Genomic DNA, 12,875 nt, shown 5'->3' on the forward strand with positions numbered 1-12,875 from the left:
TGAACAGGTGGGATGCAGTTTTAGTCCCGCCTGTTTTTTGATTTGAAGTGAGAATGGAACTGAGCTTCTCGGAAAGGTTCGATTGAATAAGGTTTATTGGCGAAAACACGATGGTTATGGGTAAGGGCGAATGCCTAATGATAGGAATAGAATCCGAAACAGAATTCAAAACAAAGAAGCAGGGAATAGGTATCCCTGCTTCTTCATTCTGTGCTATTAAATTCGCGTATCAACAAATCCGCAATAAGCATCAACTGGACTTACCCCTTTAAACTCAGAGCGTCCCATCAATTTCTCGACAAGTACTTCTAATGACTGTCTTCTGCTGTCATACACATTGATGTATGTTTTGACTTGCGGAACATCTGGTAAATGGTACGGATATTGAACAGAAACAAAGATTGTTGGCACTTCATGGATATAGAACGGAATGTCTGGCGTTCCTTTACTTGCAGGCCATACGATTCTTTGAACCGTACCTGGGTTTACATTTGCGATATTGATGATTAGGTCATAATTATCAGTTAGCTCCGTGATTGGTCTCTTTTGAGCATAGACGTTTGCGATAGCTGCTGCTCTTTCCTCTTCTGGAAGCTTCATGATTTTCTCTTCAGTTGATTCCCAAACAGTTACGATGAAACCTTGTGCTTCAAGCAATTCTTTCATCATATCAACCGCTTTTTCTTTACTTCCGATTAGAGCGCCGAATCCGCCCTGAACACCTTTTACGTCAACTAATAGAACGCGTTTGTATTTCTCAGGTGTAACTGGCCAAATATCTTGTTTGTCTTTTACTAATGTGATGGCTTGATCAGCAACTTCCTTGAACAAGGCTGTGTTTTCTGGAAGTCCAATTTTCGCCATAGCTTCTTCTTTAGGCAGCATAATGTCTGTTTTTGCTTTTTTATGAAGTCCGAGGCTTGCTTTCAAACCAAGAATACGTTCTAGTGCTTCTTGCAAACGTTCTTCTGTGATGATTCCCTTCTTATAGCCGTCCATCATGTAGGCGAAATCTTCATCTGGATCATTGAAGAATAGGAATAAATCGCAGCCTGCAGCGATGGATGTTGGAAGTAGTTCACTTCTCTTCATAGCGCCAGTTAAGCCGAGCATATGGCTCGCATCTGTTACGACAACCCCGTTAAATCCTAATTTGCCGCGAAGCAGGTCTGTAGTGATTTCTTTTGATAATGTTGCAGGCATCAAATCTTCATCTTTTTTGCCAGGATTGAAATGTTTCTCATAGGCTGGCAAATGAATATGTCCTGCCATGATGGAAGGCAGACCCGCATCAATTAAGCCTTTGTATACTTTACCGTATGTTGCATCCCATTCTTCTGTAGAGAGGCTGTTTACAGAGAAGGATAAATGCTGGTCGCGCTCATCTACGCCGTCTCCAGGCCAATGTTTTGCTGCTGGAGCAATTCCGCTTTCCTGAATACCCTTCATGTAAGCGAGGCTCATCTCAAGCACTAAATCCGGGTCAGAACCGAATGAACGGCTGGAGATGATTGGGTTACGCCAGTTGTAGTTTATATCTACAATTGGAGCAAAACTCCAGTTACAGCCAATGGCAGATGCTTCAACGCCGGAAACACGTCCCATTTCATATGCCCATTTTGTGTCGTTAGTTGCCCCGATTTTGACTTCTAAACCAACTTCTGTTCCATCCGTACAAGCTCCGTTTCCGCCAGCCTCTGTATTCGCTGCGATTAACAAAGGAATCTTACTTTTCTCTTGCAAGATTTTATTTTGATCATATACTTCTTCCGCTTTTCCAGGGTTATAGCGAACGGCGCCGATATGATATTGATTAACCATGTCTGTTAAATATTCTTCTGTACGGCTAGATCCCATGTTGACAAATAATTGACCGATCTTCTCCTCGATGGTCATAGAGCTGATTGTATCTTGAACCCATTTAATATCATCGTCTGTTAAATTATATGGTTGTGCTTTTAAATTTACTTTACCCATTGATAAAAGCTCCTTTTAAAAAAGTAATGGTTCTTATTGAAACTTTACAAGTAACTAGTTTTTAAAGCGCTTTCGTGAGTTATTAATCATGTAACGAAGAGAAAGAGATTAAAACTATGCGAAACTTGTATACTTGTATACTAATATATTAGTCAATTTTTTAACGAAATGCTAGCCTTTTATGCAACATCGGAGAACATTTTGTCATGTCTGTAGTGGCTTAATAGAGAAATGAAAGAGATGAGAGAAAGGTCAGTTCATTCTAAAAGACGTTTCGAAAGACTATTCATTGAGAGATCACAATGAATGATGTGTGGAGCTTGTAAAGTGTTCAAAAAGATAATAGAAGGGTTACTTTAGTGACAAGTGGGGAATTCAGATACATAAGGATGATTTAAGTATTTGATATTTCTGAATTACTATTTTGGAAGGGATTCGTATAACGGAAGGGTGCTAAAGATGGTACACCAGTTCAATCTTTCACCTAGAGCATCCATTGGTTAATAGTAATAATTTTCAATATCTATGGTATAAGTATTAGTTCTATCTATGAGGGAGTTGGTAAAAAATGAATGCGACGATGTACTTCTTAATCAATTCTTTGGATGTACAACGGGGTGGTTTGACAAAAGCGTCTTTAACTCAGGCGAATACATTTGCCAGGATGGGCTTTGATACTCATATACTAACATTTAATTTTGATACGAGATATGATACTATTCGAAAACAATTGATTGATCAAGGTTTATTGAGTAAAGAGGTAAAGATACTAAATCTATATGAGGGATTATGTGGGCAAGAAAAACCTCTTAAAAGGGATGAACCTAGTGAAACAGGATATTTAGATCCGCATATTGGACATAATGCTTTCCGTGTTTATGAGAATGGATTGTATGTGAGGTACAAAAAGTACCGCAAAAATGGAAAATTAGATTTCATTGATTATTTTAATGAAGAACGCTATCGAACAAAAAGAGAAATATACGATGAATTTGGCATAATAAGAAAAGTTTCATTCATGGACTACCAGCTAAATAAGCCTCGTCAAATGGTTTTTTACCGAAATAACAACCAAGCCTATTTATCTAAATGGGTCAATCCGGAAAATGGAAAATCTGTTCGCGTCAATGTGTTTAATGAGGATGGCTCCATGTCAGCGATATATAGTAATGATGATGAGTTGAAAACTGCATGGATTGAACAAGTCATTAAGGACAAAGAGAATCCTGTTCTAGTCTCTGATGCTAGGAATACAGACCTGTTAATGATTAAGGTAACAAATAAAAAAGCAGCTAAAATTTGGAGGCTTCACAGCAATCATCTTACGGCGCCTTTTGAGGATGATTCTGAGATCGCCCCGCCTGTTCGGACAGGCTTTGATTATTTGGATAAGTTTGATGCTGCGTTAGTTCTAACCAAGCAGCAGAAGGAGGATATTGAGAAGAGATTTGGTCCAAAGGATAATCTATATGTGATGCCAAATATAGTAAAACCTTCTATTGAAAAAAACTGGTTAGGCCGGCCGAAGATTGGTAGAGATGAACGACTTGCGGTAGCGATTGGCAGGTATGCTGCAATTAAGAATTTTGATCACATCATTCAAGCTTTTGAACTAGTCGTCAAGAAGGTTCCTGATGCTAGATTGGAATTATGGGGTGATGGAGCTGAAAAAGAGAATTTGCAGCAAATGATTGAAAAAGCCAATTTGACTAGTCATATAAAAATAAATGGTTATGCACAGAATCCCCCAGAAAAGTATCAAGGTGCATTATTTAGCATTTTAGCCTCTCGAACAGAAGGGTTTCCTCTATCTATATTAGAGAGTATGGCTAATGCTACACCAGTTGTGAGCTATGATATTAATTACGGTCCAAAAGAACTGATTGATGACGGTATTAATGGCATACTTGTACCAAAAAACAATATTGACCAGCTGGCTGAGTCCATGATTTTCATGTTTACTAATGTTGAATTAGCATTAAAAATGGGAAAGGAAGCCCTTCGAAAAATTGAAAGAGAATTTAGCGAAAAGGATGAAGAGTGGGTTTCCATTGTATCTAAAGCATTAGAAAATCGAAAAATAAGGTCATAATAAGTGAAAAGTCCTTCGTTTGGAAGGGCTTTTTTTATGTTTTATTACTAAGCAGTATAGGGGATTGAGGTTTCAGGGAGGAACTGCTGACTTTTTTGTCTTCTTATTGAAAAATGATAAAGTAGAATAGATAGAACTTAAAGTTGGGTGGGTTGCTAAATGGAGAAAGTCATGAAAAAGGTGCTGGAATTCAGGGATGAGCGAGGCTGGGGCCAATACCATAATGAGAAGGATTTAGCGATATCGATTTCTTTAGAGGCGAATGAACTGCTAGAGAATTTCCAGTGGAAGGACAGTGAAGAGGCTGCACGTGAATCTAGACAGAATATTAAAGAAGAGATGGCTGATGTGTTTATTTATCTTCTGCAGTTAGCCGATAAATTGGATATCGATTTGGAGGAGGAAGCGCTTCGCAAGCTTAAGAAGAATGCGCTTAAGTATCCGGCTCCGCAAAACCATAATGATGCAGGTTTATAATCAGCTATAGATAGGTGGGATGGGGAATGGGACAAGTGGATATAGAGACGATGGCATTTAATAAGGAATCAATTAATCGCATGAACGGCTTTTATATCGACTATCCTGTCGTTTATTTTTTGAATAATGATACGACTGTATACATAGGAGAGACAGTGGCTGTCAAAAATCGAATGAGGGACCATTTGAAGAATCATGAACGGAAATCTTTAAAGAAAATGTCCATTATCAAGCATGAGAAATTCAACCGTTCTGCAACTTATAATATTGAGACGAAGCTGATTAATTATTTCTTGGCAGATGAGCGCTACAAGCTGCAGAATAAGAGTCAGACTGTTAAGAGCGTGATGCATAATTATTATGAGAAAAAGTTCTTTGACGAAGAGGTATTTGATGATATTTGGACAGAGCTCTTAAAGAGGGAGATGGTCGACCATTCCAGGCAGGCGATTGAGAATAAGGATGTTTTTAAGCTTTCTCCATTTAAAGAGATGACGATTGGCCAGCTGGAGTTACAGCAGGAAATCATCGAAGTCTGCGAAAAACATATTAATGATGAGGTCCGATTTGTTTTCATCATTAAAGGGGAAGCCGGTGTCGGAAAGAGTGTAGTCCTCAGCTCTGTTTTCAATAAAATTCAGGAGCTATCAAAGGATAAGGATAGTCCTTTGTATAAGACGGATAACTATCTATTGGTCAATCATTCGGAAATGTTAAAAACGTATAAAAAGATCGCCGGGAATGTGAAGGCACTCTCTAAGAAACATTTCGAGAAACCAACAAGCTTTATTAACAGGCGCAAGAAGCTGGGGCATCGGGCGGATATTGTCTTAGTGGATGAAGCTCATTTACTGCTAACTAAATCCGACAGCTATAATAATTTCACGGAAGAAAATCATCTCGAGGAAATTATCCGACACAGCAAGATTGCGATTGTCGTTTTTGATGATAAGCAAGTCCTGAAGATGAAAAGCTATTGGGATGAGGAGAAGCTGAAACAAGTTACAAAAGGCTGTCAAAAGGGAGACTATGTCCTAAAGAACCAGTTTCGAATACGCGCCTCCGATGCTCTCGTCAATTGGATAGATCAGTTTGTCGAAAAGAAACTTAGCCCGATGCCAATTGAAGACAAGTATGATTTTCGGATTTTTGACTCGGCCGCTGAGATGTATGAGGTCATCCAACAAATGGACCGCAAGCATGGACTGGCTCGAATTGTTTCAACCTTTGACTATGTTCATAAGAAAGATGGAGAAGCCTATTATGTCGAAGAAGGAAACTTCAAGCTTCCCTGGAATAATGATTATGGAAACCGTACATGGGCCGAGGAAGCTGAGACAATCAGGGAAGTCGGCTCCATTTATACGATTCAAGGCTTTGATTTAAACTATGTTGGAGTCATTCTAGGCCCGTCAATAGGCTATGATAAAGATTCTGATACACTGAAAGTTTACCCGGATCAGTATAAGGATATTGAGGCCTTCAGGGGCAGAAGCGACTATGAAAACAGTGAAGAAATCATGGAGAAGATTATCTTGAATTCGCTGAATGTCCTGATGAAGAGGGGAGTTCATGGGTTGTATATATATGCCCATGATTCTAATCTAAGAAAGAGACTATTGGAACTTGAAGCAGAGAGATTCTCATGGAGGAAGTGATATCGACCTAATGAGATAACCGAATGCCTTTGCCAGGAATTCGGTTTTTTGCATTTCCATTATAACCATGATGGTTTTTTTTAAGAAGTAATGTCATAATGTCTAGCTGGATAGGATGCTTGATTCTGGTAATAATAAATAGATAGATGATTACGATAAAAGATTTAATAAGGGTTGCCCATATAGAATCATAATATTCATTTATCATAGACGAGAGGAGAATTAGTGTGAAATTGACTGCTTTTGAGGAGTATGTGCCAAGGAAAATATTGGATCGAGGAAAACGATATTTTGAGGAGAATCACATATTAGGGATGGTTGAAGTTAGTCCACAGCATTTTGTGGCAGAAATCATGGGTTCTAATCATTATACAATTCAAATCAATTTAAATGGAGAGGGAGAAATTGTCCATTCAGCTTGTGATTGTCCGTATGATTGGGGCGATTATTGCAAGCATCAGGTAGCGGCCTTTTATGCACTTCGAGAAAAAATCGGCACGCTATCTGCTCCGGAAAAGAATAAGAAGGTGAAGAACACAAAGAAAAAAGAGGATATTGAAACTATTCTTTCAAGGCTTTCAAAAGCTGAGCTATTGAGTCTGGCAGTACAGCTAGTAAAGGGAAATCCTGAGATTGCAAAAAGAATAGAGTACATGTATGCAACGACTGAGGATGAGGTTGCTTCAAGTAAGGAGTTGATAAATAGCTATATTCGGCAGTATAAACGGAGCGGCTTCATTGCTTGGAGGGATGTAGACCATGCATTAGAAGGGGCAAATATTGTACTAGAAAAAGCACGGCAAAAGGCTGTAGAGGGTCATGCGGAAGAGGCGGTATTGTTATGTATTGCAATCCTTTCGGTGGTGGTTAGAATGCTACAATACAGTGATGACTCAGGCGGAAGTGTTGGCTCTGTCATAAATGAGAGTATTAAAATTACTCAGGAAGCAGTTCGTCAGAATATAGAATCTATGGATGCTAAGCAGAAAAATCATTTATATACAGTGGTGATGAAGGAAGCCATGCATAAACGCTACGATGGGTGGGGTGAGTGGAGTAATGATCTACTGCGAGTATGCATTCCTTTTTGTGCTGATGCAGGGATTAGAAAAAAGTTCGAGAAGCAGTTGAATACTCGCTTGAATGGACTGGATATGACTAGTTGGAGTGCTAAATATGAGCTTGAACGAATTAAACTCATCCAATTAGAATTATGGGAATATCATGACGGTGAAGAGAAAGCCCTCAAATTCATTTATGAAAACATCGCCTATAGTCCTTTTAGAGAAAAGGCGATTCTTCACCTGTTAGAGAACGAGAAATACACGGAAGTAGTTTCACTATGTAAAGAGGGAATCTCTCTTAACAAAGACTATGCGGGTCTTGTTTTGCAATGGAAGAAATATTTATTGCAGGCTTATAAAGGGCTTGGAGATATTCCTAAGCAGCGAGAATTGATGCTTGATTTCATTTATAGGAATTATTTTCAGTATTATTTGGAACTGAAAGAGTTATATACAAAAGAGGAGTGGCCAACTGTTCAACAGGATATTCTTCATACACTCGAGAAAAAAACATACCCAATATCTATCTATGTAGAGATTCTGAAAGAAGAAAAGCTGAATGATAAGTTGTTAGCCTATTGTCGTCGCTATCCATCTGCCATTCAAGAATTGTATCCATACTTGCTTGAAGATTACGCTGCTGATGTAAATAAAATCTTTAAGACATTCATAGAAGCGGAAGCGGCTGAAGCCAATGAACGTAAGAAGTATAAAAAAGTCTGCAAGATCATTAAAGATTATAAGAAAATAGGCGGTAATAGAAATACAGCCCTCTTTATTGAAGAGTTAAAACAGACTTTTAAGAATAGGCCAGCTTTTCTTGATGAGCTTGGGAAAATAGGGTGAGGAAGGGATTTTGCATTAATAAACTGGACAACGGAGCAGAGAGCATTTGATTGTGATTCGGGAGCTGGTAGCTGAGTGGTGAACTCCGGTGAAATATGGCTCTTTCCAAGCTTCCATTTGGCACGAAGGTATAAGTGCAGAGTGCATAAGGGAAAAGGGGAATCATGTAGCTTAAATTACAGATAGGTTCAAGCACACATGGATCATAAGACGAAAAAACACAATACCATTTGCTTAGGGTATTGTGTTTTTTGTCTAGGAAACTAGCTTCAATCCAACAGCCGACCCGAGAATCATGAAGATAAACAAAACCCTGCGCCAGTTCTTTGATTCGCCGTAAATCAGCATTCCGACGATAGCACCTCCAGAGGCACCAATGCCGGTCCAGATGGCATAGGCAGTTCCCATTGGCAATGTCTCCATGGCAAGTGAAAGGAAAAGGAAGCTTGCACCGAATCCGAGAATCAGCAAAAGAATCGACGTCCATTTGCCGTCATTATTCCATTTATTCATCATTGCCACACCAATCATTTCACATACTCCGGCTAAAATTAACGATATCCATGCCATTAGGAAGCCTCTCCTTTCTTAGGCTCATCATCTGTGACAAGCTTCAATCCGATTACGCCGGCCAATAAGATGAGCACGAGAATCACTTTTTCTAATTTAAGCGGCTCTCCAAAGAAGAGAACCTCAGACAGCATGGTACCTGCTGTACCAAGCCCGACGAAGACAGCATAAACGGTTCCGACCGGAAGCTTACGGCTGGCCATGATGAGCCCCGAAAAGCTGATGATAATGGCTGCGACCGTTCCTCCCCAGTCCAACAGGCTGTCTGCGTGCTTCAGGCCAATCACCCAAAGTACCTCAAAGACAGCGGCAATGAATACTTGAATCCAATCCTTGTTCATCTCAATAACCTCCTAAAAAATCAAAAAAGCCCGAGAGATAGCTGCTAAACAGTATCTCCCAGGCTTTTATCCTTCCGTGGCACAGCAATTGCTGTGAGTTTTCTCTCGGACCAGGCCAACCGATATGATTGCGGAACCCTAGAAAACTTTTTGATTGATTTAATTCCTTTTATTATACAAAATTCCCCCAAGTAATCAAGAAAAGACACTTCGTGGTGGAGTTTAATCTTGATATCAAATATACCTATGTATCTGAATTTTCTGGTAAACTATGATTATTTAAAGTTTCTTGTTCGAAGCGGACGGTGTCTGCCTGCAGAGGAAATCAACATAATCAGAAAAGAGGCGGTTGTTCATGACGCTGCAACAGTTGAAATATGTAATTGAAGTCGCGAGAAGCCGCTCGATCAGTAAAGCTGCACAAAATCTGTTCATCAGTCAGCCGAGTTTATCTAATGCACTGAAGGAATTAGAGAATGAGCTTGGAATCGTGATGTTCATCCGGACAAATAAAGGAATCACGATGACACCTGAGGGAGTGGAGTTCCTCGGTTATGCGAGGCAGGTGGTGGAACAGGCGGATTTGCTGGAGAACCGCTATGCGGGTGCGCAGTCAACCCAGCAGCATTTCTCGGTCTCCTCCCAGCATTATGCGTTTGCGGTCAGTGCATTTGTGCGCCTGTTGAAGAATTATCATCGTGAGGATTATGAGTTCTCGTTACGGGAGACGAAGACGTATGAAATCATCGAGGATGTGAAGAATCTGCATAGCGAGATTGGCATCCTCTATTTGAACGATTTCAACGAGAAGGTGATTTCGAAATTCCTGCGGGAAGGGAATCTCATCTTTCATCAGCTGTTTACGGCGAGACCTCATGTATTCATCAGCTCGGGCAATCCGTTGGCGAAACAGGAATATGTGACCTTAAACGATCTCCTCCCTTATCCATACCTATCGTTTGAGCAAGGGGATTATAATTCCTTTTATTTCTCGGAGGAAATCTTAAGTACAATTTCACGGCCGAAGAATATTCATGTCAGTGACCGTGCCACTTTGTTTAATCTATTGATTGGCCTGAATGGCTATACAATCTCCACAGGTGTCATCAGCCGCGAACTGAATGGATCAGACATTGTGTCTGTACCACTGCGTGTTGATGAAGAAATCAGGGTCGGCTATATTACACATAAAAATGTGAAGAACAGCCCGCTTGCCAATATTTATATCGAGTATTTAAAAGATACAATCGTTGAAGAGCAAGCTTTGCTATAGTTTAAAGCTATAGCTAGAGATACATTTTAAGTGTTATCTGCGAGTGATGCGGTCATGCTACACTTCCTAATAAGACAAAGGAAGAAGGAGATGCATTTCATGACTATCCACATTCAAGAAAGTACAAAAATCACTGCACCATTCCGTTACGATCACGTTGGCAGCTTATTGCGCACGGAGCCTCTTAAACAGGCAAGAGAGGATTATAAAGCTGGTACCATTACATACGAGGAATTGAAGAATGTCGAGAATGCAGAAATCATTCACCTTATCGAAAAGCAAAAGGAAAATGGATTAATTGGGGTAACGGATGGGGAATTCCGCCGAAGCTGGTGGCATTTTGACTTCTTAGGCGGTCTTGATGGCGTTGACTATTATGAAAAGGAGACGGGTCTTAGCTTTCACAAGATGGAGACACGCAAGGAAGGAATTCGTGTTAGTGGCCAGATTGATTTCTCGGACCATCCATTTCTGGAGCATTTCCGATTTGTACAGGAGCATGCGGGTGATGCTGTCGTCAAACAAACTATCCCGAGCCCGAATATGCTTCTCTATCGTGCGGATATAAATGATGATAGATATCAAGACCGGGAGAAGCTTTTGCAAGATACGATTGCCGCTTATCAAAAGGCTATTCAAGCCTTTTATGATGCAGGCTGCCGATACCTGCAGCTGGATGATACAGCATGGTCTGATCTCTTTTCAGAAGAAGGTCACAACAAGCTGCGGGCAAAGGGCTTGGACCCTGCAGAGGAGCTGCTGGTCATGCAGCGGATGATTAACGAGACGATTGCCAATAAACCAGAGGACTTGGCTGTGACGATGCATATTTGCCGCGGGAATTATAAATCGAATTATTTCTCAAGCGGGGGATATGATTATGCCTCTGAGGTAATATTCGGCGGCCTTAATGTTGATGGTTTATTCCTCGAGTTTGATGATGAGCGTTCAGGAAGCTTTGAACCATTGAAATACGTTAATCGCAAGGATTTGAAGATCGTGCTTGGCTTGCTAACATCTAAGAATGGCGAATTGGAGGATAAAGAAGCCATAAAAGCACGGATTGCAGAAGCGGCAAAATATGTTCCGCTTGAGCAGTTGTGCTTAAGCCCCCAATGCGGCTTCTCCTCTACGGAGGAAGGAAATATTCTAACGGAAGAGGAGCAATGGCGCAAGCTTCGTTTTGTAAAAGAAATTGCTGAAGAGGTTTGGCAGTAAACTAGATGCAGCCGCCTGTATCCTGTGCAGGCGGCTATGCATTTCCAGAAACGATAAACGATTTGGAGGGCGCCATGGAGAAAGTGAATCCTATTGAACGTATAAATCATAGTAAACTTAGAGGCTTTCATTATATTTTTATTAGTTGTATGTTTTTTATCATGATGTTCGATGGCTATGATGTTGTCATTTATGGTGCAACGATTCCATTTCTAAAAGCGGAATGGGGGATCTCGGACATGATGGCGGGGTCAATCAGCAGCTATACGACAATTGGGACAGCAATTGGTGCAGTAATTTTTGGCCTATATTCAGACCAATTTGGAAGAAGGCGCTTGATTTTATTTACGACTTTCTTGTTTAGCTTCTTTACGTTATTATCTGGTTTTGCGCCGACACCGCTTCTTTTTATTATTTGCCGGGTTATTGCGGGATTAGGTTTTGGAGGGGTAATGCCGAATATTGCGGCGTTAATCTCTGAATATGCTCCTATGAAGCATCGTGCCGCTATCATTTCCCTCATCTTTTGCGGGTACTCCGTTGGGGCGATGCTCGCCTCCTTTAGCGGACAACTATTACTTGAGAGATTCGGGTGGCAGCCTGTCTACTGGGTGGCAGCTTTACCGCTCCTGGCACTGCCCTTCATAATCCGGATTGTCCCGGAGTCCATTCATTCACTTATGAAACAAGAGGATTCACAAGTCCTTCGCACAGTCTTAAAGAAGGTTGATCCAACGCTTCCTGATAATGTTGCTTTTATTGTAGTAGAAGAAGGAGCTGGTCACCAATCCTCTGTTCGCGATCTCTTCAAAAACAAACTTGGCTTAAGTACGGCGATGTTTTGGTTATCCTGCTTCTGTACATTCATCCTCATGTATTCCTTGAACACATGGCTTCCAACATTAATGATGAATGCCGGCTATGATTTGAAGTCCAGTCTGATGTTTATCGTTGTTCTGCAGCTTGGGTCCATTGTTGGCACGATGATATTTGGAAATCTGATTCAATTGCTTGGCTTCAAACGGGTTCTTATCCCGCTGTACTTTGTCGGAGCAGTATCATTGACGCTGATTGGATTCTCGGAAAATATTTATGTTGCCTACGGGCTGATTGCACTCATTGGTGCAGCTTCTGTCGGTTTGCAAAATATGTCCAATGCGTATGTGGCTCAATATTATTCGGTTGAGGTGCGAGCGGCGGCCCTGGGCAGTACAATGGCATTCGGGAGAATCGGATCGATTGTAGCCCCGACATATGTAGGGATTCTACTGACTTTTGGTATCTCACCACAGTTTAATTTCTTCGCTATCGGGATAGCAGCAATCTTTGGCGCGATTGCCATGAGCCTGATACGTGAAA

10 protein-coding genes and 1 riboswitch are annotated in these 12,875 nt (G+C 40.7%); of the genes, 7 read left to right on the forward strand and 3 right to left on the reverse strand.

Annotation, left to right across the window (positions count from 1 at the left end):
• Positions 1 to 216: 216 nt before the first annotated feature.
• Positions 217 to 1,977 (reverse strand): glycoside hydrolase family 3 protein, encoded by a 1,761-nt coding sequence (locus ACI35L_RS07625; protein ID WP_049672288.1) that lies wholly within the window; start codon positions 1,975 to 1,977, stop codon positions 217 to 219.
• A 568-nt stretch (positions 1,978 to 2,545) separates the two neighbouring features.
• On the opposite strand from ACI35L_RS07625, the gene ACI35L_RS07630 reads away from it, so the two are divergent.
• From ACI35L_RS07630 to ACI35L_RS07645, 4 genes are all read left to right on the forward strand, one after another.
• Positions 2,546 to 4,069, forward strand: a complete 1,524-nt coding sequence (locus ACI35L_RS07630; RefSeq protein WP_439802594.1) for a glycosyltransferase — start codon at positions 2,546 to 2,548, stop codon at positions 4,067 to 4,069.
• Positions 4,070 to 4,228: 159 nt separating this feature from the next.
• On the forward strand, positions 4,229 to 4,546 hold the full coding sequence (locus ACI35L_RS07635) for a nucleotide pyrophosphohydrolase (RefSeq protein ID WP_049672286.1): 318 nt from the start codon (positions 4,229 to 4,231) through the stop codon (positions 4,544 to 4,546).
• Between the two features lie 26 nt (positions 4,547 to 4,572).
• A complete protein-coding gene (locus ACI35L_RS07640) occupies positions 4,573 to 6,204 on the forward strand; it encodes a DUF2075 domain-containing protein (RefSeq protein ID WP_049672285.1) in 1,632 nt (543 codons plus the stop codon).
• A 227-nt stretch (positions 6,205 to 6,431) separates the two neighbouring features.
• Positions 6,432 to 8,114 (forward strand): SWIM zinc finger family protein, encoded by a 1,683-nt coding sequence (locus ACI35L_RS07645; RefSeq protein ID WP_049672283.1) that lies wholly within the window; start codon positions 6,432 to 6,434, stop codon positions 8,112 to 8,114.
• A gap of 255 nt (positions 8,115 to 8,369) precedes the next feature.
• Here the strand turns inward: ACI35L_RS07645 and ACI35L_RS07650 are convergent, their stop codons facing one another.
• Together ACI35L_RS07650 and ACI35L_RS07655 are read right to left on the reverse strand one after the other, a co-directional pair.
• Positions 8,370 to 8,684, reverse strand: coding sequence for a DMT family transporter (locus tag ACI35L_RS07650; RefSeq protein WP_049672282.1), 315 nt, complete (start codon positions 8,682 to 8,684; stop codon positions 8,370 to 8,372).
• Positions 8,684 to 9,025, reverse strand: a complete 342-nt coding sequence (locus ACI35L_RS07655) for a DMT family transporter (RefSeq protein WP_049672281.1) — start codon at positions 9,023 to 9,025, stop codon at positions 8,684 to 8,686. Before ACI35L_RS07655 ends, ACI35L_RS07650 begins: the two co-directional genes overlap by 1 nt.
• Before the next feature lie 53 nt (positions 9,026 to 9,078).
• A riboswitch (guanidine-I (ykkC/yxkD leader) is annotated at positions 9,079 to 9,178 on the reverse strand.
• A gap of 202 nt (positions 9,179 to 9,380) precedes the next feature.
• Here ACI35L_RS07655 and ACI35L_RS07660 point away from each other — a divergent pair.
• The 3 genes from ACI35L_RS07660 to ACI35L_RS07670 all read left to right on the forward strand — a co-directional run.
• Complete coding sequence (locus ACI35L_RS07660) at positions 9,381 to 10,298, forward strand: LysR family transcriptional regulator (RefSeq protein WP_049672280.1); 918 nt, start codon at positions 9,381 to 9,383, stop codon at positions 10,296 to 10,298.
• Positions 10,299 to 10,397: 99 nt separating this feature from the next.
• Positions 10,398 to 11,516, forward strand: coding sequence for a 5-methyltetrahydropteroyltriglutamate--homocysteine S-methyltransferase (locus tag ACI35L_RS07665; protein WP_049672279.1), 1,119 nt, complete (start codon positions 10,398 to 10,400; stop codon positions 11,514 to 11,516).
• A gap of 74 nt (positions 11,517 to 11,590) precedes the next feature.
• Positions 11,591 to 12,875 (forward strand): MFS transporter (locus ACI35L_RS07670; RefSeq protein ID WP_439802595.1); only part of this gene is annotated, 1,285 nt, incomplete at its 3' end.

The sequence above is a fragment of the Pradoshia sp. genome, assembly GCF_051873915.1.
Taxonomy (GTDB): Bacteria; Bacillota; Bacilli; order Bacillales; family Pradoshiaceae; genus Pradoshia.

What these genes read in the sequence shown, in the direction of transcription:
- ACI35L_RS07640 (WP_049672285.1), top strand. Translation starts at nt 4,573, where the DNA reads ATGGGACAAGTGGATATAGAGACGATGGCATTTAATAAGGAATCAATT.
- ACI35L_RS07660 (WP_049672280.1), top strand. Translation starts at nt 9,381, where the DNA reads ATGACGCTGCAACAGTTGAAATATGTAATTGAAGTCGCGAGAAGCCGC.
- ACI35L_RS07655 (WP_049672281.1), bottom strand. Translation starts at nt 9,025, where the DNA reads ATGAACAAGGATTGGATTCAAGTATTCATTGCCGCTGTCTTTGAGGTA.
- ACI35L_RS07625 (WP_049672288.1), bottom strand. Translation starts at nt 1,977, where the DNA reads ATGGGTAAAGTAAATTTAAAAGCACAACCATATAATTTAACAGACGAT.
- ACI35L_RS07630 (WP_439802594.1), top strand. Translation starts at nt 2,546, where the DNA reads ATGAATGCGACGATGTACTTCTTAATCAATTCTTTGGATGTACAACGG.
- ACI35L_RS07650 (WP_049672282.1), bottom strand. Translation starts at nt 8,684, where the DNA reads ATGGCATGGATATCGTTAATTTTAGCCGGAGTATGTGAAATGATTGGT.
- ACI35L_RS07665 (WP_049672279.1), top strand. Translation starts at nt 10,398, where the DNA reads ATGACTATCCACATTCAAGAAAGTACAAAAATCACTGCACCATTCCGT.
- ACI35L_RS07635 (WP_049672286.1), top strand. Translation starts at nt 4,229, where the DNA reads ATGGAGAAAGTCATGAAAAAGGTGCTGGAATTCAGGGATGAGCGAGGC.